Origin of the sequence: uncultured Abyssibacter sp. (assembly GCF_964000955.1) — a bacterium.
Classification (GTDB): domain Bacteria; phylum Pseudomonadota; class Gammaproteobacteria; order Nevskiales; family OUC007; genus Abyssibacter.
In genome coordinates this window covers 1-23,832 of the sequence record NZ_CAXFCL010000204.1, presented here as the reverse complement: position 1 = coordinate 23,832, position 23,832 = coordinate 1, and the positions used below count along the sequence as shown (strand labels likewise).

Here is a 23,832-nt window from a genome sequence, read left to right as displayed (position 1 = left end):
GCCAGTGCCAGCAGCGCGCCCTGCCCGATGCCGCCGGACAGCGCCGCATACCCGAGAACGGCGTAGAACACGGGACAGGGCAGCAACGCCACCAGCGCGCCGGCGCCCGCCATGGTGCCGGTGCCGGCATGTCGGCGCCGATGCAGCAGCGGAATCATCAGCAGGACCGCGCCACCGACCACGCCGATCAGGCCCAGCATCCAGACATCCGCGCCGACGTTGAACTGCCAGCGCCCCCAGACCGCGGCGCCCAGCCATCCGGCCAGCGCGCCCATCGCGACGATCACGCACAGCCGGGAGCACTGTGCGGCAACGATCTCGAGGGCGGAATCGCTCGCCCTGCAGTGATGACGATGCCGGGACTGCACCCCGGCGAGCATCAGCCCGCAGGTCGCTCCGCAATGCGGCGCGGCCGCCAGGCCCAGCGCGGCGAAACCGCCCATGGTCAGCGCGGTCGGTCCGATCACCGCGGATCCTCCTCGTCGGCATCGGGCATGCGATTCTCAAGCCGGTCGTACTGACCGGAACTGAGGGCCCACAGCAGCCCCCAGATCGCGCCGCCGACCAGCACCAGGCTCAGCGGGATCAGCAACCACAGGCTGCTCATGCCACCACCCCCGCCGGCTCACCGGACTCGTTTCGCAGGCTGCGATCCGGCCGGATCGCGTTGGCGACCACCCAGGCGGAACTGGTCGCCATGCCGATCGCGGCGCCCCAGGGGGGCAGAAAGCCCATCGCGGCCAGCGGGTAGACCGCGGCGTTGTAGGCCAGCGCCCAGGTCACGTTCTGGGCGATGCGACGCCGCACCGAACGGGCCGCGCGAATCAGATGGGTCACGCCGCCGAGACGACCGTCGAGCAGGATTGCGTCGGCGCTGGATTGCGCCAGCCCGGTCCCCGTGCCCAGCGCGATGCCCACGTCGGCGGCGGCCAGGGTCGGCGAATCATTGATGCCATCACCCACCATCGCCACACGACGCCCCTGGCGCCGCAGGCCCTCGACGTAGGCCAGCTTGTCCTCCGGCGAGCAGCCGCCGCGCACGACATTGACCGCCAGCCCGTCCGCGAAGCGTTGCGCCGCCTCCGGGGTATCGCCACTGAGTACGTGAATCCGGCAGCCCAGCGATTGCAGGTCTTCCAGCGTCCGCCGCGCATCCTCACGCTCGCGCGCGGCGAGTCCGAACACCGCCTGCAGCCGACCCTCCACCGACAGCGCCACCCAGGTCAGGTCGGGGCGCGGGCTGGCGCCCAGCGCGGACAGATCGTCGGCATCGGCCGTGCGCAGTTCGACACCCTTTTGCTCCACCGTGCCGGACACCCGACCCCGTTCCACCCGCACCGCCGCGGCGGCGGGCCCATCAATATCGTCGAATGCCCTGGCGATCGGATGGGTACTGGCCCGCTCCACCGCCGCGGCGAAGCGCAGCGCCTCGTCCGCGTCCAGTCCGTCACGGGTGTGAACCTCCTGCCGGACCAGGCCGTCTTCGGTCAACGTGCCGGTCTTGTCGAAGACCACGGCATCGATACGGGCGGCCGCCAGCAATCCGTGAGCGCGGGCGGGCAGTACGCCCAGGCGGGACAGCCGACCGATCGTCGCCGCGAGCACCGCGGGCACCGCCAGCGAAAGCGCACAGGGGCAGCTCGCGACCAGCACCGCGAGCACAATCTCCAGCGCCCTGTCCGGACCGGCCGACCACCAGGCCGCGCCGGCAACCACCGCGCCCAGCAGCACGAAGACGATGAACACGCCGGCAATGCGATCTGCCAGCACCTGCGCACGCGGACGCTCGGCCAGAACGCGATGCATGGAACGTCCGATCGCCGCCATCGCGGTCTCGGCCCCGACCGCGGTCGCGGTCAGACGAACCGGATGCTCATCGACCAGAACGGAGCCCGCGAGGACCTGATCGCCGGCATCGAACCAGCGCGGCGCCGGTTCACCGGTCAGCACCGCCTGGCTGACATGCGCGCCGTTTTCAATCAGCGTGCCGTCAACGGGTATCGTCTCGCCCGGTCGCACCTGCACCTGAACACCGGGATGAATCTGGGCCACCGGGCGCTCGATCCAGCCTTCGCCCTGGAGCACCCGCGCGACCGTGGGCTGGTCGGCCAGCACGTGACGCACTCGCTCGGCGGCCCGCAAGCGACCCCGCGCTTCCAGCAGGCGGCCCAGCGACAGGAACAGCACGAACATCACGGCCGAATCGAAGTAGACCGTGCCGGTCTCGGTCAGCGTGTGCCAGGCGCTGAATCCGTAGGCACTGATCAGCGCGAGACCGACCGGCAGATCCATGGATGGCGACGCATGGCGGATGTCCCGCCAGGCACCGGCCAGGAATGCCCAGCCGGAGTAGAAGACCACTGGCGTAGCCAGCAGCCACTGGCCCAGCCGCAACAGCCGCCGGACATCCGGCTCGACCTCGCCCACAGCCAGATACTCCGGCAGGGCGAGCATCATCACCTGCATCGTCAGAAACGCGGCGACGGCCACGCGCTTGACGCTGCGCGCGTAGGTTCCTCGGTCCAGCTCGCCCGAGGTCGGCGCTGCCACGGGACGTGCCGGAAATCCTGCGGCCTCCATCGCGCCGGCCAGGTCGGCGAGTCGGGTCCGGCGCGGGTCGAACTCGAGTTCCACCGTCCGTGTCGCCACCGACGGCCGCAACACGACGCGTTCATTCCGCAGCGCCGCCTCGATCCGTCGCACGCAGGCGCCGCAATGCATCCCCGGCACGGCCAGAATGGCCGAATGCCGACCGCCGGCGACCGGAACGCTGGCATCCTCGAACAGGGAGCGATCGTCCGCGGTCGGTGCGACCGGTTCCGATTGCTGCCCCGCGCCCGTCCAGGTCGTGGCTACGGTCATGACGCGGGCGCCGTGAATCCGGCGGTGGTCGCGGTGAACACGAGGTAGGCGGACGCGAACAGCGTGAAGATCAGCACGCCGATGACGATCCAGCCGGCAGGAGGAATCCGCTTCATCGTGCCGGGCGGAAGAAGTTGGTCTCGCGATCGGCGACCGTCTTGCCGCTGTCGTCGATGAGCTCGACAGTCATCGTTTCCACGCGTGCGCCGTCCAGCGGCGCCCGTACGCCCACGGTCAACCCGCGCGTCTCGCCGGGCGCGAGCTCGATGCGATCCGGGCTGATCGTCGCCTCGGACTGCTCACCGTCCACGGCGATGCCGTAGCTGATGATCGTGTCCTGCTTGTTGGTCACCTTGAGTGTGTACACATTCTCGATGTGCTGGGCATCGACCACACGGTACAGATTCTTGCGGTCGCGGATGACGTCCAGTTCCACCGAGCTGCGCAGCAGCACCAGTACCGCGAAACCGACCAGCAATGCGCCCCAGATCACGCCATAGCCGATGGAGCGACCACGTAGCAGCCGGTACTTGTCGCCGGCGTCGTGATTGACCGTGGTGTAGCGGATCAGGTTGCGCGGTTTGCCCACCGCGTCCATCACGTGGTTGCAGGCGTCGATGCAGGCCGCGCAGGCGATGCACTCGTATTGCAGGCCGTCGCGGATGTCGATGCCGGTCGGGCAGACCTGCACGCACATCTGATCGTCGACGCAGTCGCCGCCGACGATGTCGGACAGCTTTTTCGCCTTGGACTTGCGCGGCTCGCCGCGGGTCTCGTCGTAGGCGATGATCAGCGTGTCCTTGTCGAACATCGCGCTCTGGAAGCGCGCGTAGGGACACATGTACTTGCAGACCTGCTCGCGCATGAACCCGGCGTTGCCCCAGGTCGCGAACGCATAGAACAGCGTCCAGAACAGCGGCCAGCCACCCAGATCCAGCGTGACCATGTTCGCGACCACCTGCTCCACCGGCACGAAATAGCCGACGAAGCTGACGCCGGTGAACAGGGCGAACAGCACCCAGGCGACATGCTTGCCGCCCCGGCGCAGGATCTTCTCCCCATTCCATGGCGCCTTGTCCAGCTTCATGCGCTTGTGGCGATCACCCTCGATGCGGTGCTCGATCCACAGAAAGGCCTCGGTCCACACCGTCTGCGGGCAGGCGTAACCGCACCAGAGCCGTCCCGCCAGCGTGGTGAACAGGAACAGCGTCATCGCCGCCAGGATCAGCAGCCAGGTCAGCAGGAACAAGTCCTGCGGGACCAGCGTGAGCCCGAACACGTGGAAGCGGCGGGCCGCCAGATCGAAGAGCACCAGGTGCTCGCCGCCGATGCGAATCCACGGCACGAGATAGAACACGCCCAGCAGCGCGATCATCGCGACCACGCGCAGGCGGGCGAACTGCCCCCACACCGCGCGGGGATGAATGCGCGGCGCGGACTCGTACAGGCTCTTCGTGGACTGGCTCATGCGTCCTCGTCGGTGGGAGATTGATGCATCGGGGCACGGCGCGGTGCGCGACCGGCCAGCAACCAGCTCATCGCGGCCGGCACGAGCGCGGCGAGCCAGGCCGCCAGGAACACGACGGACATCTGCCCCAGACCTGCGCCCGGAGTAGCACCGGCGTAAAGGTAGACCGGCGTCGCGACGACGGCACCCAGAAACGAGGACCAGCCGATGGCGGCCGCCGCCCTCGCCCGAGGCGAGAGCGGCGGCGTCTGCGCATAGAACGCCTCGCCGGAATCGTCCTGGCCCGGGGCGTTCATTGCCCCAGACCGATCACATAGCCGGCCAGCAGCTTGATCTCCTGCTCGCTCAGCAAGGCCTTGTGGGACGGCATCTTGCCCTGGCGCCCGAACAGGATGGTTTCGCGAATCGTGTCCGGATCGCCACCGTAAAGCCATGTGTCGTCCGTCAGATCGGGCGCGCCCAGCGCCTGATTGCCGTGACCGTCCATGCCGTGGCAGGCCGCGCAGCGCTGGCGGAACACCGCCATGCCCTCGGCCTGACGTCCGCTCGGCTCACCCTCGGGCCAGTCCGCGACCAGAGCGATCAGCTGTGAGACCTGCTCATTGGACAGCTGCGACAGGAACGGCGTCATCACGCCACCGCGACCGTTGGTGATGGATGCCACCACCGCCTGCGGCGTACCACCGTAGAGCCAGTCATCGTCCGTCAGGTTCGGATAGCCTCGCGCGCCTTCGGCATTGGCGCCATGACAACCCGCGCAGTAACTGCCGAACAGCTCCTGCCCGACCTTGCGTGCGTCCGGATGGCTGGCGATCTCGGCCACCGGAAAGGCGGCCAGCTCATTCAGCTTGGCCTCACGCCGTTCGGTCAACTGCGCCAGCTTGCTCTCCATCTCGCCGCGCTTGGACCAGTCCAGCACGCCGGCCATGTGTCCGAAGCCGGGGAAGACGACCATGTAGCCGATGGCGAAGACGATGGTGATGATGAACAGGTTCAGCCACCAGCGCGGCAGCGGATTGTTCAGCTCGCGCAGGTCACCATCCCAGACATCTTCCTTGACCGCCCCTTCGGCCACCTCGTTCGGCTTGCGGCGACTCGTGGCCCAGATCAGCCACACGCAGGCGAGAATGTTCAGCAGGGAGACGCCGGCGACTAGCCAGCCTGTGGTCGGATTCATTGCGAACCTCCTGCGCGGGCGGAGACATCCTCCGCCTCATCGTTGAGCGGGAGCTGCTCGGCCGCCTTGAAGCGGTCCCGGCTATTCGGGCCGTAGGCCCACCAGACCACGGCCGCGAAACCGACCATGGCGAGAATGGTGATGATGCCGCTGGTCATTGGGTCACCTCCTGATCACTGGCCTTCAGCGACTGCAGATAGGCCACGAGCGCATCGAGCTGTGTCTTGCCGGCGACCGCATCCGGAATCGCCTCGAAGTCGGCATCGGTGTACGGCACGCCGACGGTGCGCAGGGCGCCCATCATCTTGCGCACGTCGTCAGCGGTCACCTGCTTGCGGGCCAGCCAGGGATAGCCCGGCATGTTGGATTCCGGCACCACCGCGCGGGGATCCATCAGGTGCAGTTCGTGCCACTCGTCGTTGTAGCGACCACCAACCCGGGACAAATCCGGCCCGGTGCGCTTGCTGCCCCACTGGAACGGATGGTCGTAAACCGACTCGCCCGGTTTCGCCGCCGGCCCGTAGCGCAGCACTTCCTCGGCAAGGTAGCGGACCTGCTGGGAATGGCAGTTGTAGCAGCCTTCGCGGACGTAGACATCGCGGCCGGCGACCTGCAGGGGCTCCAGCGGTTCGACGCCGGGCGCCGCCTCGGTGGTGCTCTTGCTGATCATCAGCGGCACGATCTCGACGATGCCCCCGACGCTGATGACGACCGCGATCAGGATCGCCATCAGGCCGATGTGCTTCTCAACCTTCTCGTGATTCATGGCTCAGGCTCCTGCCGGCGCGGTGGCCGGTTCATCGTCGGGCTCGGCGACCGGCGCCGGGTTGCTCATGGTCTTGTAGGTGTTCCAGGCCATGACGAACATGCCGGACAGGAACACCACACCGCCGAGCAGCCGGATGAAGTAGAAGGGATACGTGGCCTTCAGGGACTCGATGAAGGTGTAGACCAGCGTTCCGTCCTCATCCACGGCCCGCCACATCAGGCCCTGCATCACGCCGGCCACCCACATCGCGGCGATGTAGAGCACGGTGCCGATGGTCGACAGCCAGAAGTGGAGGTTGATGGCCGGCACGCTGTACATCTCTTTCTTGCCGACCAGGCGGGGAATCAGGACGTACAGTGAACCGATGGAGATCATCGCCACCCAGCCCAGCGCGCCGGAATGCACGTGGCCGATGGTCCAGTCCGTGTAGTGCGACAGCGCGTTGACCGTCTTGATCGACATCATCGGCCCTTCGAACGTGCTCATGCCGTAGAAGGACAGCGACACGATCAGGAACTTGATGATCGGATCCTCGCGCAGCTTATGCCACGCACCGGACAGGGTCATGATCCCGTTGATCATGCCGCCCCAGCTCGGCGCCAGCAGGATCAGCGAGAACACCATGCCGAGGCTCTGCACCCAGTCCGGAATCGCGGTGTAGTGCAGGTGATGCGGGCCGGCCCACATGTAGATGGAGATCAGCGCCCAGAAGTGAACGATGGACAGCCGGTAGGAGTAGATCGGCCGTCCCGCCTGCTTGGGCACGAAGTAGTACATCATCCCGAGGAAGCCCGCGGTCAGGAAGAAGCCCACCGCGTTGTGGCCGTACCACCACTGCACCATCGCATCGACCGCGCCCGGATAGGCCGAATAGGACTGCATCGGTCCGTAGGGAATGGAGATGTTGTTGACGATGTGCAGCACGGCCACGGTCAGGATGAACGCCCCGTAGAACCAGTTGGCCACGTAGATGTGTTCCACCCGCCGCTTCATGATCGTGCCGAAGAAGACAACGGCGTAGGACACCCAGACCACCGCGATCAGCAGGTCGATCGGCCACTCCAGCTCCGCGTATTCCTTGGACTGGGTCAGACCCATCGGCAAGGTGATGGCGGCGGAGAGGATCACCACCTGCCAGCCCCAGAACGTGAAGGCGGCCAGCTTGTCGCTGATCAACCGGGCGCCACAGGTTCGCTGGACCACCCAGTAGGAGGTCGTGAACAGGGCGGAACCACCAAACGCGAAAATCACCGCGTTGGTGTGCAGGGGGCGGAGACGGCTGTAGGTCAGCCATGGCACGTCGAAGTTCAGGGCAGGCCACATGAGCTGGGCGGCGAGCAGAACGCCCACCGTCATGCCCACGATGCCCCAGACGAGCGTCATCACCGCGAACTGTTTGACCACCTTGTCGTTGTAGACGACGGTGGTCTGCGCTGAATCGGTCATGGTGGAGTCTCGGTAGCGGAATCGGACGAACGGCATGGTCGGACAGGCCACATCGACGCGTGTTGACCTGGATCAACGCTATGGCGTCTGATGTCCTCGACAGTTCAAGGGACCATGATGAACGCCGAACACATCAGGGGATGGCTGAGGCTGCACCTGCCCGCCGCGCGAGCGATGCAGGGTGCGTTGCTGGGCGTCGGAGCGCCGCTGGGCTGGCTGTTGATCCTGGCCGTTGACGGGCACTCGCCATCGGAGTCGCTGCGCGCTTCACCCGGACTGTTCGCGTACATGCTGCTGGCGACGGTCGGGGTCTTTGCCGGATTCGGCTGGAAGATGGGTCAGCACGAGGAGGCCGAGCGCCACCGCGGACTGCACGACGGTCTCACCGGCCTGTACAACGCGGAGTTCTTTCACATCGCGCTGAAAAACCTGGTCCGGGCCATGCGCCGTCATGACCAGCCGATCGCGCTGGTGATCTTCGACCTGGACCATTTCAAGCGGATCAACGACAACTTCGGCCATGCCGCCGGCGACGAGGTGCTGCGCAACGTGGGGCGCGCGGTTATCGCCGCCGCGCGTGGCGACGAGATCGCGGCCCGGGTTGGCGGCGAGGAATTCGCGCTGCTGCTGCCGGGCTCCGACCTGCACGACGCCGTGGCGGCCGCCGAACGGCTTCGGTTGATCCTCGCGAAGAAGGCCTGCTGCGTCGTCGATGGCCAGCAGCACGCCGTCACCGCCTCGTTCGGCTGCGCGGTGCGTGACACCTGGAGCGAAGACGTCGGCAGCGAGCTGTTCGAAGCCGCGGATCAGGCCATGTATGCCGCCAAGCAGGCTGGCCGCAATCGCGTGATGATCGAGGCCGACATCGCCGCTCCGCAGACCTCCGTGGCCTGAGACTCCCGCCTGTCCTGATTCACCGGCGAATTGCGTATTTCCTGGAACACCCCGGGGAACAGGTACCGCGCATGTCGATCAGGGACTGGCCCGCGGCCGAGCGCCCGCGTGAAAAGCTGCTGGAACGCGGCGCGTCGGCGCTGTCCGACGCCGAACTGCTGGCCATCTTCCTGCGCACCGGCGTGACTGGGCAATCCGCGGTCGATCTCGCCCGCCAGTTGCTGACCGATTTCGACGGACTGCGCCCACTGCTCGCCGCCGACCGCAAGCGCTTCTGCGCGGCCCGCGGTCTGGGCGACGCCAAGTTCGTGCAGCTGCAGGCCGTGCTGGAAATGGCACGACGCCACCTGTCGGCCGAGCTGCGCGAACAGACCCGCATCACCGACGCTCGCAGCGCGTTCCGGTTTCTGCGCGCGCAGCTGGCACACCGACCCCACGAGGTCTTCTGCGCGCTGTTTCTCGACACCCGGCATCGGGTGATCGCGTTCGAGGAGCTGTTCCGCGGAACCATCGACGGGGCCAGCGTCTACCCGCGCGAAGTCGTCAAGACCGCGCTTGGGCACAATGCCGCCGCGGTCATCCTTGCGCACAACCACCCGTCCGGCGTCGCCGAACCCAGCAGCGCGGACCGCCACCTCACCGGGCGCCTGCGCGACGCCCTCGCCCTGGTCGAGATCCGCGTGCTGGATCACGTGATCATCGGCCAGGGCGATCCGGTCAGCTTTGCCGAGCGCGGGCTGTTGTAAGCGAATCGACCAGTCCCTACGGGGCGATGTCGCCTTCAGGCGGCGCCGGGCGCAGGATGGCCGAAGCCGGCATCTGCAAGCCATTCGCCACGATGCCGGCCCGCGAGGCTTCCGTGCGCTCCCAGGTTTGCAGATAGACCTCGGCGGAGTTGTACAGATGCCGGATCTGCTCGGCCGTGCCTTCCAGCCTGATCTCCTCGACGAAACCGCTGAGCATGCCGTGATGGGCGTTGCCGTCGATGTCCTCGTGCCAGGTTCGCTGGATCACGCCATCGGCATCCGCGGAACTGGGCTGGTGGAACACCACGGGATTGACGGCATTGAAGGCCGGGATGTCATCAAAGACCTCTCCCGCATAGAGCGTGTAGGGGTAGACCACCGCGTCCTCCGGCTCGAAGTCGCCGCGAGGGCCGGTCTGCGACGACAGTCCGTTGGTGTCGGTGCCGTAGCCAAACCCGAACAGGGGCCGCTGTGCCTCGGGCAGATCACCCACGGCCGTCTGATAAATCGCGAAGGTCTCGTCCATGTCACCGCGGAAGCCGCGGCTGGAACCATTGCTGGGATACAGGAACCCACCGCCGCGGAGCACCCGCGCCGCCTGGTCGACCGTGGTTCCGCCAAAGGTGCCGTGCGTGGAGACCAGCGGATAGACCGGATTCTGCGCCTCCGCCAGCTCCAGCGCCTGGGTCTTCATCCCCATTTCCATGTGGTCGAAGTCGAAGATGAATCCGAATTCCATCATCTTGCCGTAGGTGTAGAGGCCAGCCGGTGTCATCCAGCGGGCATTGCACTGGCGGGTGTCAGCCGGATAGCAGGGCGTGGTGCCACCGGAGCGCCCGCCCTGCCCGGTCGGCACGCAGAGCGGCTGGCTCAGGAAGCTCTGCGAGCTGCCGCCCGCACTGCCCCAGAGGTAGCCGCTGAAATTCTCGGTCTCGCCCTCGATCGGGCAGTCGTAGGTGGTCCAGAACTCGCCCGTGGGAGTCTCGGTCGTGGGCAGGTTGGTGATCACCTCCTGCACCGCGGCCGGATCCAGGGTTCCGCTCAGCAAACCGGTGATCTCGGCCAGATCGCCGGACGGGATGCCGCCGGAGTTCTCCCGGTTGCCGAGATTCAGCACCAGGCCATCGAAAATGCCGTTGCCGCCGAACGCATTGTCGAACTCGTGGATCGAGATGATCTGCCGAACGCCCCAGTCATACACGCGCTGCATCTGGGTGAGAATGGAATTCGGCTGACCTTCTTCCAGGGTGCAGCCGTAGCTGTTCTGGAGCCCGCCGGAGCCATCCTCCTCGGCTGGCGTCTGTGTGCGCAGCGGGTTGTAGGTCAGCTTGCAATTGAACAGGTTGGAGATCTCGATCCCCAGCACCACGGCCATCTTGCCGTCCTCGATCACCGCTCGCGCTGTCTCCGGGTCGTGCACGATCTGGAAGAACCCTTCTCCACGGCCTCCGTACTGCGCGTCGATGTAGTCCTGCATGCCGTACATCGAACCCGCCTGACGCCCGGCATTGTTCATCGGATTGCAGTCCTCCAGCGGATTGCCCGCGGCATTGCGCTGCAGTTCACAAAGCGTCTCGTTGTCGACCAGGTCGTTCACCGCCAGACGCAGGCCGGCCGCCCAGGACCGCTCCAGCCACTTCCAGTAAATCGCCTCGTGCGTGAGCATGTTGCGCGCGGGCCAGTCCGAGAACGTCGGATAGCCATCGGTCGCATGTCCGTCGACATCGTTCGTGAACAAACCACCGACAAGATCCAACTGGCCGGTTGGACCATGGGCGACCGAGCAGTTGCCCAGCGCATGTTCCACACCGAACTTGTGATAAGGCCGTCCCCATTCGGCGCCTCCGAGAAACTCCGTGGCGCTGATATGCACGTGCACGTCGGCATGACCCAGCACCGTCCCATCCGGCTGGGTGCCGGAAAACGGCGTGCCGGTGAAGTTGCTGGATGCTTCCGGATAGGCCGCACAGCCCGAAACCGGCTCGAAGGCAAACGCCTGGGTGTCGTCATCAGCCGCGGCCACGGTGACCAGCAGGTCGTTCTCATCCACGGCGAGACGCGTGGCATTGACCCGGGAATCCAGCGTGAACGCAGCGTACTGTCCGTTCGGGTCCTCGAACTGCATGTAGGCGGCCACGGCCTCGGGCGATGGCTCCGTGTGATAAGCCGGCGTCGGTGGATACTCGGTCGTGTCGCCCACGCCCAGCACCGTCCACTCGGCGTTGTCCGTGGCCTCGGTACTGGCCACCTGCGTGAGATCCGGCGGCGCATCCACGCTCAGCAGCTCGCGCTGAGTGTCGTACAGCACGTAGCTGCCCAGGGCCGTCGCCTTGAAAAAGAACGGCTCGGCATTCGCCGGGTCGTCCACGCTGGCCCGATAGGCGGCGCCGTCCCGAACGACGTACTGACCGCTGGCCACGGAACGCAGCGCCCAGCATTGGCTGGCCATGGCGTAGCGCGTCTTGGTACCGGCCTGGGCGAGGTTTTCCTCGCTGTCGTCGGCAGCGGACTCACAGCCGGGATCGTCAAGATCGGTCAGGCCATCGCCGTCGTTGTCCTGACCATCGGCGCAGGCGGCAACCATCGGGTCATCGGCATCGGGCGCACGCCCCAGGTTTTCCGAGCCGCCGCAACCGGCGATCAACACCAGGGCAAGTCCCCCGGCGAAGCAAGGCATCCGTCTCATCATCGTCTCCTCCCGCTGTACCCGGCGATTCCGTCGAAGCCGCCGATTTGTTGTGGGCAAAGATTACCTCGTCCGCGCGTCGATGACCTATCGTAGATTCATGCCAACGGGCGCCGGATGCACCGCGCCCTCGAACCGGGGAGTCCCGTGAACAAATCCTTTTCGCTCTTCGTGGTCATCACGCTGATGTTGCTGATCGGCTTGTTCGTCCTGTTCAAGCCGGATCAGCCGCCGGCACCTGTCGAAGCCATCCCGGCACCGCCCCCCTCGGACGTCGTCGAAGCACCAACCGATGCGCCGCCAGCCCGGGAGAATGTCGCCGCCACAGCTTCCGCGCGACTGACCATCCGGCATGGAGAGCTGGTCGACGGCCCCGCCGTGATCCGCGTTCCACAGGGCGAGTCGCTGCGGCTGAGCATCGCCTCGGATGCCCCTGGCGAATGGCATCTGCACGGCTACGACATTCATGCCGAGCTTGCGCCCGGCGTGCCCGTGGACATGGAGTTCGTCGCCGAGCACAGCGGCCGCTTCGAGCACGAACTGCACGGCTCGGGCCACCATGGCGGCCACGCCGCTCTGGGCGTGATCGAGGTCTATCCATCCACACCGTGAGCCCGCTGGCCGGCCGCATGCCCGTCGCCGCAGGGCTGCTGATCGCCTGTCCAGCGGCCCTCGCCCACTCGTTCGGGCGCGTCTACAACCTGCCCGTACCATTCTGGATGTACGCCTGGGGCGCAACCGCCGCGCTGCTGGCGTCGTTTCTGGTCGTCGCCTACGCCGCGACCAGCCTGCCGACCGGGCAGGCACCAGTCGCGATCGACCTGACCGAGCGACCCTGGGTCAGGCTAGCGCGCAAGCTGCACGCTGATCGCGTGCTGCAAGCCCTGGCCTGGCTGCCACTGGGGCTTTGCATGGCGACCGGCCTCTGGGGTGTCGACAGCCCCTACGGCAACTTCAATCTGACTGCGTTCTGGATCGTTTTCGTGCTGGGGATGACCTACGTCACCGCGGTGACCGGCGACGTCTACCGACTCGTGAACCCGTGGCGTGGACTGGCGGATCTCGGCGTCACCACCGTCGCCCGCCTTCGCGGACATGGCGTCAGCCAGCCGCCCCTGGCCTACCCGCGGTGGCTGGGACACTGGCCGGCGGTCGCCCAGTACATGGTCCTGATCTGGATCGAGCTGTTCGGCAACCACACGCCGCGCGGCCTCGCCGACTGTCTGATCATCTACACGCTGATCACGCTGGCCGGCGCGTGGCTGTTCGGCAGCGCGGTCTGGTTTCGCCAGGCGGACGTATTCGCGGTGTTCTTCCGTCAGATCGCACGGATGGCGCCCCTGCAAATGGAGGACCGCCCTCCGGGGCGGCGGTTGTCGCTGCGCTGGCCGTTCTCCGCCACGGCCGATACGCCGGCCCAGAGCCTCTCGCTGCTCGTTTTCGTGCTGTTCATGCTCTCATCCACCGCGTTCGATGGCCTCAGCGACACGCTCGCCTGGCGCCGACTCCTGTGGAGCGACCTGTACAACGCAGGCCTGAAACACTGGGTTGGCGAGAACCCGCTGGCTGCATTTCCGAAGATGCGAGTGATCGACCGCTACTGGAATTCGTTCTGGCTGCTGGCCTCGCCATGGATTTACCTGGCCGTCTATCTGGCCTTCATCGCATTCACCAGGCGCCTGGTCCGCAGCGCCCTGGGTCTGATGGAACTGGCGTTCGCGTTCACCCCAACCCTGCTGCCCATCGCACTCGCCTATCACTTCACCCATTACTACACGCTGATCCAGACCCAGGGAGTGAAGATCGTGCAGTTGATCTCTGATCCGTTCGGGTTCGGGTGGAACCTGTTCGGCACCGCGCACTGGCTGCAGCGCACGATCATTCCGGATGCGGGAACCGTGTGGCATGTCCAGGTCGGGCTGATCGTGCTCGGTCATGTGGTCAGCGTTTATCTGGCCCACCACGTCGCGCTGCGACTGTTCGAATCGCGACGGCAGGCGGCGATCAGCCAGGTGCCGATGCTGGTGCTGATGATCGGCCTGACCACCGTGGGCCTGTGGATTCTCTCGCAGCCGCTCGCGACCAGCGGATAGCATCGATTTGCCGGTATGATTCCGGCACCTCGGAACCACACACCGGGTTTCCCGGCGGCGTCTGTCGCCGCGGCGGACACGGGGCTTGTCGGATCAGTGCCGGATCGTTAAAATCCGCGGCCTTTCGCCAGCGGGGCCCTGTTGTGTGTGGCCCGTCCCCGAGGAAGCAATCATGTCCAGAGTGTGTCAAGTCACCGGCAAGCGCCCGATGGCCGGTTTCAACGTGTCGCACGCCAACAATCGCACGAAGCGCCGTTTCCTGCCCAACCTGCGGGAACACCGCTTCTGGGTCGAGACCGAAAATCGTTTCGTGAAACTGCGTGTGTCCAGCAAGGGCATGCGTATCATCGACAAGAACGGTATCGATTCGGTGCTCGCTGACATCCGCAAGCGCGGGGAGAAAGTCTGATGGCGAAGAAAGGCGTACGCGACAAGATCAAGCTGGTGTCCACGGCTGACACCGGGTTCTTCTACACCACGATGAAGAACAAGCGGAACACCCCCGGCAAGATGGAGATCAAGAAATTTGATCCCGTGGTCCGCAAGCACGTGATGTTCAAGGAAGCCAAGATCAAGTAGATCCAGGCATCCTGACGAGAAAGCCCGCTGCGCGCGGGCTTTTTTGTGCCCGACAAGACGAGCCCGGTTCACGCAGATGCCCGAATTACCCGAAGTCGAGACCATCCGCCGAGGTGTGCAGCCGCATGCCGAGGGCCGGATGATCACCGAGGTGCTGGTCCGCGACCGTCGCCTGCGTTTCGGCGTGCCGGAGGATCTGGAGACGCGATTGCGGGGGCAGCCCATCCTCGCCCTGCGCCGCCGTGCCAAGTACCTGATTTTCGACCTGCCGGATGGCGCCCTGCTCATCCATCTCGGCATGTCCGGCCGCCTGCATGTACTGGAACCCGGCCAGGTGCCGCCGCCGAGCAAACATGCACATCTGGACGTCAAGCTGGACGACGGCACGGTGCTGCGGCTGACCGATCCGCGCCGCTTCGGCATGGCTCTGTGGGCCGACCGGCCGGTCGAACAGCACAAGCTGCTCGCGGCGCTGGGACCTGAGCCGACACGAACCGACTGGTCGGCGGATGATCTGATCGTCGCCTGCCGCCACCGCAGCGCGTCGATCAAGACCGTGCTGATGGACCAGCGCGTAGTGGTCGGCGTCGGCAACATCTACGCGAACGAGGCCCTGTTCCGCGCCGGCATTCATCCCAATCGCGCCGCCGGACGCATCAGCGCCCCACGCCTGCGCAAGCTGCACGCCGCGGTGATCGAGGTACTGGACGAGGCGATCATCCAGGGCGGCACCACGCTGCGCGACTTCAGCGGCGCCGATGGCCTGCCCGGCTACTTCCAGCTCTCCGTGTCGGTCTACCAGCGCGAGGGACAGCCCTGCCCGACCTGCGGGACGCCAATCCGGCGCATGGTCATCGGGCAGCGGGCGACGTTCTGGTGCCCCGTGTGTCAGCGCTAGGCCGCCGCGCCACCCTCATCACATTCGGCCGCCAGCCGGGTCACGCCCTGGTGGTGTGACAGAAACACCTGGCCGCTGAGGTGATCCAGGAAGTCGGTTCGCCCAAGCACATCCATCACTGGCCCCTTCAATTCGGAGAAATGCAGCATCACGCCGCGCTCCTCCAGACGGGTGTTGATCGATTCCAGGGCCTCCAGCGCACTGAGGTCGATCTCGTTCACCGCGGAGCACAGCAACACGACATGCCGCACCTCGGGACGCGCATTCAGCAGCGATTCGATCTGATCCTCGATGAAGCTGGCGTTCGCGAAATAAAGGCTCTCGTCGATACGGATCGACAGGATCCGTGGATGCGTGAGCACGTCATGGCGGTTGATATTGCGGTAATGGCCGGTGCCGGGCACCTCCCCCACCACCGCGATGTGTGGCCTGGAGGTCTTGAACAGGTGCAGGCCCAGAGAGGCGACCACACCACAGGCAACCCCGGCCTCCACGCCCACCAGCAGCGTCACCAGCAGCGTGCTGGCGACGGCGACGAAGTCACTGGCACCGAATTGCCAGGCCTTGCGCAGGATCGACAAATCGACCAGTGACAGCACCGCGACGATGATCGTGGCGGCCAGCGTCGCCTTGGGCAGGTAGGCGAGCAGCGGCGTCAGGAACAGGGTCGCCAGACCGATGCCCACCGCGGTGAACATGCCCGCCGCAGGGGTCTCCGCCCCCGCGTCGAAGTTCACGACCGAGCGCGAGAATCCACCGGTCACCGGATAGCCGCCCGACACCGCGGACGCCATGTTGGCCGCGCCCAGGCCGATCAGTTCCTGATCAGGAGAAATCCGCTGCCGCCGTTTCGCCGCCAGCGTCTTGCCCACCGATACCGATTCCACGTAGCCGATGATGGAAATCAGCACGGCCGATTCAAGCAGCAGCTTCCAGGCGGCCGGGTCCGTCGACGGCAAGGAAAAACCGGGCAGCCCGGCGGGCACGGCGCCAACCAATGCGACGCCGTGGCCGGCCAGATCGAACACCCACGCGGCCAGGCTGGTCAGGATGACGCCGACCACCGGGCCGGCCTTGCTCGCCATGGCCGCGGCATGCGGCGACAGACCCGCCCGCGCCAGCAGCGGCTGCAGCCCCCCGCGGACCCAGAACAGGAAGGCGAGCACGGGAAGACCGACGGCGACGGTCGCCAGGTTCAGCTGCCCCAGCCCGGATATCAGGCTGCCAAGCAGCGTGTAGAGATTGTCTCCATGCGCGTCGACGCCCAGCAGATGCCGCAGCTGGCTGATCGCGATGATGATGCCCGAGGCGGTGATGAAGCCGGCAATCACCGGATGCGACAGGAAGTTGGCGAGAAAGCCCATCCGCAGCACGCCCATGCCCAGCAGAAACACGCCGGAGATCATCGCCAGCAGGGCGGCGGCCTCCACCGGGCCCATCGCTCCGGTCTCGGCAACCCGACTCACGGCCGTCGCCGTCATCAACGAAATCACCGCCACCGGACCCACCGACAGGGTACGACTGCTGCCCAGCAGTCCGTAGGCGATCAGCGGCAGCATGCTGGCGTACAGGCCAACCTCGGGCGGCAGTCCGGCCAGCAACGCATAGGCCAGCGACTGCGGGATCAGCAGGACGGTCACGATGACGGCCGCCAGCAGATCGGCGGACAACTGCGTGCCCGTGTACCGGGCTCCCCAGTCGAGGATCGGCAGATGCGGCCTGATCCCTGCGATGACCGAGCTCCGGCGTTTCATGCTGCGCAGACGTCGCTCAGAGCACGTTCAACGGGAGCTTGAGATAGGACGTTCCGTTGGACTCGGCCGGTGGCAGATGGCCCGCGCGCATGTTCACCTGCAACGACGGCAGGATCAGCCGCGGCATGCCCAGCGTGGCATCCCTCGCCTCACGCATGTCCACGAACGCGTCCTCGCTGATGCCATCACGCACGTGAATGTTCTCGCGCTTCTCCTCGCCCACCGTGGTCTGGTATCGCACCTCGCGACCACCCGGCTGGTAGTCGTGGCACATGAACAGCCGCAGCTCATCCGGCAGCGACAGCACACGCCGGATCGAGCGGTAGAGCTGACGAGCGTCGCCGCCCGGAAAGTCCGCGCGGGCAGTCCCACCATCCGGCATGAACAGGGTGTCGCCAACAAAACCGGCATCGCCCATGACATGCGTCATGCAGGCCGGCGTGTGCCCGGGCGTGTGCAGCGCCACGCAGCGCAATCCGCCAACCTGATAGGTGTCGCCATCCTCGAACAGGCGATCGAACTGGGAACCGTCGCGGGCGAATTCCGTTCCTTCGTTGAAGATCTTGCCGAAGGTCGTCTGCACGGTGGAGATCTCTGCTCCGATGCCGATCTTTCCGCCCAGCTTTTCCTGGATGTAGGGAGCCGCTGACAGGTGATCGGCGTGGACATGGGTCTCGATGATCCACTCCACCGACAGACCCTGGTCGCGCACAAAGTCGATGATGCGGTCGGCGTGTTCCATGCTCAGACGCCCCGACGCGGTATCGATGTCCATGACCGAATCCACCACCGCGCAGACATTGCTGTCGGGGTCCTTCACCACGTAGGAAAACGTGCTCGTGACCTCGTCGTAGAACGCGGTCACCTCGGGTTTCCGGGCCAGGTCGATCAGGATGTTTTCGACAATGTTCATCTTGTTGCGCTCCTTATCCGATACCAAGGAACAAGTTTCAGGGCGAATGCAGTAGAGATTATAGAAACGGTTATATGGTTATAACCTTTAGTTTCAACCCTGCGTGGACCAGTTGGTGCCCTCCCCCAACAGTATCCCGGCGGCGCCGGGATATCGGACTGGCGCAACCCGGATGACCGAAGGTCAGAGGTGGTGATGCGTTCCGACGGGTGAACCGGCCGTGATGGCGGCGCCCCCGACCCACGCCATGATCGGCGTCAGTGTTCGGTCGCGTCAGCGGAACGGCGACCGGCCTTCATGACCGATGCGCCAGCGGGCTCGGGCACGATGTGAACCTGGGCACCGGGCAACACCCGGCGCACCACTTCACTGACCCGCGTGGCGATGGCATGCGCCTCCACCAGACTCAGCCCGCTGTCGAGGCAGATTCGGGCCTGCACGAAGCGGTCCGCCCCCGACGCCCGCGTGCGCAAGTCCACCAGCTTGCGGATCTCGCCAACATCCCGGATCGCCGTCTCGATCTGCTCACGGACATCGCCCGGCAACTCATGATCCATGAGCTGATCCCCGGCGGTGCGCACGACGACCCACGCGCTGTGGAGGATGTAGCCCGCCACGCCGAAGGCGATGAGCGGATCCAGCCAGGCCAGTTGCGGCATTGCCGCCAGAACCAGCGCAATCACGACGACGATATTCGCCAGCACGTCGGAGAAGTAATGCGCGGCATCGGCGCTGATCGCCAGCGAACTCGACCGCCTCGCGACCCGACGCTGGTAGCGGACCAGCGCCAGCGTGGCGACCATCGACACCGCCATGACCACGATCCCGACCCCGCTTTCGCTGACCGGCGCGGGGTTCGCGAGACGTTCGGCGGCCTCGATGACGACATAAACGGCCGACAGCCCGATCAGCACCGCCTGGAACACGCCAGCCAGCGCCTCGGCCTTGCCATGACCGAAGCGGTGACCGCGATCCGGTGGCACCAACGCCTGACGGACCGCAACCAGATTGATCAGTGAGGCCACCGCGTCCAGACAGGAATCCACCGCGCTGGACAGCAGGGCGACGGATTGCGTCGCCTGGAACCCGAACAGCTTGATCGTCGCGAGTCCCAGTGCCACCGAGATCGCGACCTGCGCCGCGCGAAGCTGGGGTGAGGAGCCTGCGCTCACCACGCCCTGCCCCCGTCCCACCGGGCCCGGACCAACCGATGGCAAGGGACGGAGAAGGCTCGCTCAACCCGCGCGTCGGATGAGCAGGCCGGAATTCCACACGGCCGCATCACCGCTCAGCCGACGCCGATGATCGACGCGGCACCGGTAAGCGCCGGCGTCACGGCAATGGCCTTGAACACCAGCAACTGCGTCACACCGACGCAGAAGCCCAGCGCGGCGCCGACGGCGATCAGCATCCACTCGTCCTCCTTGAACGCCGGCCGCAACATCGCCTCGAACTGCGGCGGCGGCAGTTGTTCCAGCCGCGAGGACAGCACCGAGGCGATGTCCATCGCCTCCTTGGCGTATCCGTCGACGACATGCAGCGTTTCCGGCAGCCGTTTCACCAGCCGCTCCACCGCCGTCTGCTTCATCTGGATGTACTTGCGCGAACCGACTGCCAGCGCCACGAACGGCCGTGCCAGACCAGCCTGCTCGTCGATCGCCCGCTGCACGTTGCGCGCGATCAGCGAGAACACGCGGTCGGAATGCACCCCGGTCAGCACCGCTTCCAGGATATTCCGCGGCGTGACGATCTCGTCCGCGATCAGACGCGAGTAGTCCTGCGCGACCTCCTTCTGCCGCTTGTGGAACAGGCCCTGGATCGTGAACGGCCCGATCTTGTGCGGCAGCTGCGGCCGGAAAATCATGCGCAACGCAACCAGGTTGGTCAGATAGCCGACCATCAGGCCGAACAGCGGCAGCTGGAAATCCCCCTTGTAGAAGGTCCAGCCGATCATCTGGCACAGGCCGAACACGCAGCCGAAATAAAAGCCCGACCGGCCGATGAACACGAACTCATCCTTGCCGGTTTCCAGAAATACCCGGTTCATCAGCGACTTGTCGGCGATGAGGGTGCTGGTCACCATGCGCTTGAGATCGAAGACCTGATCAATACTGTCCTTGATCTGGTCCATGATCTCCGCGACGACCTCCGGCGAGTCCTGCTGCGCCCGCCGGACCATCATGTCGCGGATCCGCAGCGGGATGGTCTCCCAGATCGTCGGTTCGAATTCGGACATCACCTCGTCGATCAGTTGATCGACCAGCTCCAGCACCGGCCCTTCCAATTCCTCGGCGACGCGATCCGGGTCCAGTCGTTCGAAGATTTCCCGCTCGGTCACCAGATTGGGCACCAGCGTGTCGCAGGCGATGCCGGCCATCTTGCCCGCCTTGCGGGGAACCACGCCCTGCCAGCCGAGAAACGGCGGCCGACCGACGAACTCGGTGGGATAAAACATCATCTTGATCGCCAGCACGTTGGTCACGTACCCCACGAGACCGCTGGTGATCGGCATCGACAGATAAAGCCAGATGTTGGCCTGAAAATCCGTCCAGGCTGCTTCAAGCATGCAAACGTATCCCTGTTATTCGGCGGCCGTTCACGATGTCGACCATTTTCCACATGGTATACCCCCGGACCTCGCGGCTGACTGGTCCGGGCGCCCGGGTCAATGGCGATTCGGGCCAAGTCGACCATACTCCCGCGCCGGGAGCCACCGATTGTGCGTGCCGCGGCCATCTCGCGGGCATTCAACACATGGCGCCTGCCGACCAATAAGTGTTCAGGGAGAGGACGACCGGCATGAAAAGCTTCACCAACAAGATCGCCGCCATCACCGGCGCGGGTTCCGGCATCGGCGCGGCACTGGCCAATCGGCTGGCTGCCGACGGCTGTCACCTCGCGCTGTCAGACGTCAACGAGGACGGGCTGGCCGCGACGGCCGCAGCCATTCGCGACCGCGCACCGAATTGCCGCGTGACCACGACGCGCCTGGACGTCGCGGACCGACAGGGCGTGCATGCGTGGGCCGACGCCACGGCGACGGAATTCGGCGCCGTGAATCTGATTTTCAACAACGCCGGCGTCGCGCTGGGCTCGACCATCGAAGGCTCGGACTACGCCGCCGACCTGGAGTGGATCATCAACATCAACCTGTGGGGCGTGATCCACGGCACCAAGGCCTTTCTGCCGCATCTGCGCGCGTCCGGCGACGGCCATGTCATCAACATCTCCAGCGTGTTCGGGCTGATCGGCGTGCCATCGCAGGGCGCCTACAACGCCACGAAATTCGCCGTGCGCGGCTGGACCGAGGCACTGCGCCAGGAGCTGGAACTGGACGGCGCGCCGGTGTCCGCCACCAGCGTGCACCCCGGCGGCATCAAGACCAACATCGCCAAGGCGGCCCGATTCTCCGACATGGATGGCGTATCCAGCCACGACGAGGACACCAGCAAGGCGCTGTTCGAGAAAATGTTCATCACCACGCCGGACAAGGCCGCCGCGACCATCCTCAAGGGCGTGCGCCGCAACGCGCGCCGCGTGCTGATCGGCCCGGACGCCCACGCGATCGACTGGCTGGCGCGCATCGCGCCCACCGGTTACCAGACGCTGGTCACCCGGGGCACCAAGCGCCTGTTCAGCTAGCGGCTGAGACACACCCCGTTGCGCACAACGGGGTGTCAATCAATCGCCGCGAAGCGGCGTCAGACAACCGCGGCCAGGGATGGCCGCACAAGACCGTGCGCCCTTTCAACGCAGCCGGCGCGAGCGGGGCCTCAGTTCGTCGGAACAATCGGTTCAACACGCCCACCGCATCGTGGCGGAACGCGGCCTAATCCAGCCGCTTGCGAAACCGCAGCGTCGCGATGGTCAGCGCGATCAGCGCAAACAGACAGAGCTTGGCCGCCGACGGCCACAGCTCGGTCAGATCGGCGCCGCGAACCATGATGCCCCGCGCCAGGCGCACGAAATGGGTGAGCGGCAACAGCTCGGCCAGCCAGCGCGCCACGCGGGGCATGCCCTCCAACGGGAACATGAACCCGGACAGCAGGATCTGCGGCAAAAGCGTGAAAATCGCCGCCTGCATCGCCTGGAACTGGCTGCTGACCACCGTCGAGATCAGGATGCCCAGCGCCAGCGTCGCGATAATGAACACGAACGCCGCAACATAGAGGTCCGGCAGGCTGCCGCGTACCGGCACGTGAAAGATGGCGGCGCCCAGCGCGACGACAATGGTGGTCTGGATCAGGCCGATACCCACGAATGGCAGGATCTTTCCCAGCGTCAGTTCCAGCGTCGACAACGGCGTGGTGATCAGGAATTCCAGATTGCCGCGCTCCCGCTCTCGCACCAGAGCGATGGCCGTGAACATGACCATGGTCATCGTCAGGATCACGCCGATCAGCCCGGGCACCGTATTCAGCGGCGCCTCGCGCAGCGGGTTGTAGAGCGTCAGCACCTCGATCGCTCCGCCGGGTGGTGACACCGACTGCCCGCGCAGCATTGCTCGCACCGGGAAGCCGGCAATCTGCCGCGCGGCCTGCTGCACCACCTGTTCGGAGCCATCGACCAGCAGCTGCGCCACCGGCTCGTCGGCGGCCAGCAGGCGTCGCTCGAAATCCCGCGGCACGACCAGGGCCGCCTTGATCTCGCCCGCGCGAATGCGCGACCGGGCCTCGGAAGGATCGCTGTTCACCTCGGTGAACCGGAACACCTGGGTCTGCGCCAGGGCCTGAACGAACTCCCGGCTACGGCTGGTCTGGGCGTGATCGACGATGGCGGCCGGCAGCTCTCGCACATCCAGATTGATCGCGTAACCAAACAGCAGCAGCTGCGTCGCCGGAATCCCAATGATCATGGCGTAGGTCAGCCGGTCGCGGCGAAGCTGCCGGAGTTCCTTGCCGACCACCGCGAACACGCGACGCAGGCTGAAGCGTTGCACCGTGGAGCGGATCACGGCTGAACCTGACCGCGCGTGGCCCCGACAAAGACGTCTTCCAGATTCGGCTCCGTGGCTCGTGCCTGCGCCTCGATGCCTTCGGCCTCCAGGGCATGACGCACCGCGTCGAGATCGGACTGGGCATTGACCAGCACGCGCAGTCGCGAGCCGATCTGGGCGCAGGACTGGACCTCCGGCAGCGACTCCAGCACCCGCTGCGTCTTCCGCGGGTCCGGCGTATCCACCGCCAGCGGCACACCCGGCAGGCGCCCGCGCAGTTCGTCCGGCGTGCCCTCGGCGGCCAGCCGGCCGGCCTGCAGAATCGCCAACCGGTGGCAGCGCTCGGCCTCGTCCATGTAATGCGTCGAGACCAGCAGCGTGGTCCCCGCGTCCGCCAGCGCGAACAGCGCATCCCAGAAATCGCGGCGCGACTGCGGGTCCACCGCGCTGGTGGGCTCGTCCAGGAACAGCAGTCTCGGCCGGTTCAGCACCGCCGCCGCCAGCGCGACGCGCTGGCGCTGTCCCCCGCTGAGCGTACCGGTGAGCTGGTCGATGAACGCCGCCAGTGCATAGGTCTCGATGAGCTCGTCGATGCGATCGCGAGCCGCGTG

General features: G+C 66.0%; 23 protein-coding genes and 1 pseudogene. 8 read left to right on the top strand and 16 right to left on the bottom strand.

Translation table 11 applies throughout. The annotated features are described in order from the left end of the window. From ABNS06_RS09880 to ccoN, 9 genes and pseudogenes are all read right to left on the bottom strand, one after another. A partial coding sequence (locus ABNS06_RS09880; protein ID WP_348674306.1) for a sulfite exporter TauE/SafE family protein occupies positions 1 to 467 on the bottom strand: 467 nt, incomplete at its 3' end. A gap of 35 nt (positions 468 to 502) precedes the next feature. Further along, a pseudogene (ccoS, locus tag ABNS06_RS09875) lies at positions 503 to 607 on the bottom strand (cbb3-type cytochrome oxidase assembly protein CcoS); the annotation flags it as partial. Then, entirely contained in the window at positions 604 to 2,862 is a 2,259-nt protein-coding gene (locus ABNS06_RS09870; protein ID WP_348674304.1) for a cation-translocating P-type ATPase, read from the bottom strand. The gene ABNS06_RS09870 and the pseudogene ccoS, both read right to left, overlap by 4 nt. A gap of 112 nt (positions 2,863 to 2,974) precedes the next feature. After that, positions 2,975 to 4,330, bottom strand: a complete 1,356-nt coding sequence (gene ccoG / locus ABNS06_RS09865) for a cytochrome c oxidase accessory protein CcoG (RefSeq protein WP_348674302.1) — start codon at positions 4,328 to 4,330, stop codon at positions 2,975 to 2,977. Continuing rightward, a complete protein-coding gene (locus ABNS06_RS09860) occupies positions 4,327 to 4,626 on the bottom strand; it encodes a hypothetical protein (RefSeq protein ID WP_348674300.1) in 300 nt (99 codons plus the stop codon). The genes ccoG and ABNS06_RS09860 overlap by 4 nt, the downstream gene beginning before the upstream one ends. Beyond that, entirely contained in the window at positions 4,623 to 5,507 is an 885-nt protein-coding gene (ccoP, locus tag ABNS06_RS09855) for a cytochrome-c oxidase, cbb3-type subunit III (protein WP_348674299.1), read from the bottom strand. The genes ABNS06_RS09860 and ccoP overlap by 4 nt, the downstream gene beginning before the upstream one ends. Further along, a complete protein-coding gene (locus ABNS06_RS09850) occupies positions 5,504 to 5,665 on the bottom strand; it encodes a cbb3-type cytochrome c oxidase subunit 3 (RefSeq protein WP_348674297.1) in 162 nt (53 codons plus the stop codon). The genes ccoP and ABNS06_RS09850 overlap by 4 nt, the downstream gene beginning before the upstream one ends. After that, on the bottom strand, positions 5,662 to 6,273 hold the full coding sequence (gene ccoO / locus ABNS06_RS09845) for a cytochrome-c oxidase, cbb3-type subunit II (RefSeq protein ID WP_348674295.1): 612 nt from the start codon (positions 6,271 to 6,273) through the stop codon (positions 5,662 to 5,664). The genes ABNS06_RS09850 and ccoO overlap by 4 nt, the downstream gene beginning before the upstream one ends. A 3-nt stretch (positions 6,274 to 6,276) precedes the next feature. Further along, positions 6,277 to 7,722: a cytochrome-c oxidase, cbb3-type subunit I gene (gene ccoN / locus ABNS06_RS09840; protein WP_348674294.1), complete on the bottom strand. Its 1,446-nt coding sequence runs from the start codon at positions 7,720 to 7,722 to the stop codon at positions 6,277 to 6,279. A 117-nt stretch (positions 7,723 to 7,839) separates the two neighbouring features. On the opposite strand from ccoN, the gene ABNS06_RS09835 reads away from it, so the two are divergent. Both ABNS06_RS09835 and radC read left to right on the top strand, forming a co-directional pair. Continuing rightward, the gene (locus ABNS06_RS09835; protein WP_348674292.1) at positions 7,840 to 8,616 is read left to right on the top strand and encodes a GGDEF domain-containing protein; all 777 of its coding nucleotides are present in this window, start codon (positions 7,840 to 7,842) and stop codon (positions 8,614 to 8,616) included. Positions 8,617 to 8,687: 71 nt separating this feature from the next. Then, positions 8,688 to 9,362: a DNA repair protein RadC gene (radC, locus tag ABNS06_RS09830; RefSeq protein WP_348674291.1), complete on the top strand. Its 675-nt coding sequence runs from the start codon at positions 8,688 to 8,690 to the stop codon at positions 9,360 to 9,362. 16 nt (positions 9,363 to 9,378) lie between these two features. Here radC and ABNS06_RS09825 read toward each other — a convergent pair whose 3' ends face one another. Continuing rightward, complete coding sequence (locus ABNS06_RS09825; RefSeq protein WP_348674289.1) at positions 9,379 to 12,048, bottom strand: hypothetical protein; 2,670 nt, start codon at positions 12,046 to 12,048, stop codon at positions 9,379 to 9,381. Positions 12,049 to 12,195: 147 nt separating this feature from the next. Here ABNS06_RS09825 and ABNS06_RS09820 point away from each other — a divergent pair, with 147 nt between their 5' ends. The 5 genes from ABNS06_RS09820 to mutM all read left to right on the top strand — a co-directional run bounded on the left by ABNS06_RS09820 (position 12,196) and on the right by mutM (position 15,618). After that, the gene (locus ABNS06_RS09820) at positions 12,196 to 12,660 is read left to right on the top strand and encodes a hypothetical protein (RefSeq protein WP_348674287.1); all 465 of its coding nucleotides are present in this window, start codon (positions 12,196 to 12,198) and stop codon (positions 12,658 to 12,660) included. Next, positions 12,657 to 14,141 carry a hypothetical protein gene (locus tag ABNS06_RS09815; protein WP_348674286.1) on the top strand — a complete coding sequence of 495 codons (1,485 nt, stop codon included), beginning with the start codon at positions 12,657 to 12,659 and terminating at the stop codon, positions 14,139 to 14,141. Before ABNS06_RS09820 ends, ABNS06_RS09815 begins: the two co-directional genes overlap by 4 nt. A gap of 172 nt (positions 14,142 to 14,313) precedes the next feature. Continuing rightward, complete coding sequence (gene rpmB, locus ABNS06_RS09810; RefSeq protein ID WP_348674284.1) at positions 14,314 to 14,550, top strand: 50S ribosomal protein L28; 237 nt, start codon at positions 14,314 to 14,316, stop codon at positions 14,548 to 14,550. Next, the gene (rpmG, locus tag ABNS06_RS09805) at positions 14,550 to 14,720 is read left to right on the top strand and encodes a 50S ribosomal protein L33 (RefSeq protein WP_109719079.1); all 171 of its coding nucleotides are present in this window, start codon (positions 14,550 to 14,552) and stop codon (positions 14,718 to 14,720) included. The genes rpmB and rpmG overlap by 1 nt, the downstream gene beginning before the upstream one ends. Before the next feature lie 76 nt (positions 14,721 to 14,796). Next, complete coding sequence (gene mutM / locus ABNS06_RS09800) at positions 14,797 to 15,618, top strand: bifunctional DNA-formamidopyrimidine glycosylase/DNA-(apurinic or apyrimidinic site) lyase (RefSeq protein ID WP_348674282.1); 822 nt, start codon at positions 14,797 to 14,799, stop codon at positions 15,616 to 15,618. Here the strand turns inward: mutM and sulP are convergent. The 4 genes from sulP to ABNS06_RS09780 form a co-directional block, all read right to left on the bottom strand. Then, positions 15,615 to 17,372, bottom strand: coding sequence for a sulfate permease (gene sulP / locus ABNS06_RS09795; protein WP_348674280.1), 1,758 nt, complete (start codon positions 17,370 to 17,372; stop codon positions 15,615 to 15,617). The two genes, mutM and sulP, sit on opposite strands and share 4 nt — an antisense overlap. Before the next feature lie 16 nt (positions 17,373 to 17,388). Further along, the gene (locus tag ABNS06_RS09790) at positions 17,389 to 18,285 is read right to left on the bottom strand and encodes an MBL fold metallo-hydrolase (protein ID WP_348674278.1); all 897 of its coding nucleotides are present in this window, start codon (positions 18,283 to 18,285) and stop codon (positions 17,389 to 17,391) included. A 257-nt stretch (positions 18,286 to 18,542) separates the two neighbouring features. Continuing rightward, positions 18,543 to 19,457, bottom strand: coding sequence for a cation diffusion facilitator family transporter (locus ABNS06_RS09785; protein WP_348674276.1), 915 nt, complete (start codon positions 19,455 to 19,457; stop codon positions 18,543 to 18,545). A 116-nt stretch (positions 19,458 to 19,573) separates the two neighbouring features. Continuing rightward, complete coding sequence (locus ABNS06_RS09780) at positions 19,574 to 20,851, bottom strand: DUF445 domain-containing protein (protein ID WP_348674274.1); 1,278 nt, start codon at positions 20,849 to 20,851, stop codon at positions 19,574 to 19,576. 233 nt (positions 20,852 to 21,084) lie between these two features. Here ABNS06_RS09780 and ABNS06_RS09775 point away from each other — a divergent pair, with 233 nt between their 5' ends. Further along, entirely contained in the window at positions 21,085 to 21,927 is an 843-nt protein-coding gene (locus tag ABNS06_RS09775) for an SDR family NAD(P)-dependent oxidoreductase (RefSeq protein WP_348674272.1), read from the top strand. Between the two features lie 187 nt (positions 21,928 to 22,114). On the opposite strand, the gene ABNS06_RS09770 is transcribed toward ABNS06_RS09775, so the two are convergent. Beyond that, a complete protein-coding gene (locus ABNS06_RS09770) occupies positions 22,115 to 23,239 on the bottom strand; it encodes an ABC transporter permease (RefSeq protein ID WP_348674271.1) in 1,125 nt (374 codons plus the stop codon). Next, on the bottom strand, positions 23,236 to 23,832 hold a 597-nt coding region (locus tag ABNS06_RS09765), incomplete at its 5' end, for an ABC transporter ATP-binding protein (protein ID WP_348674269.1). The genes ABNS06_RS09770 and ABNS06_RS09765, both read right to left, overlap by 4 nt.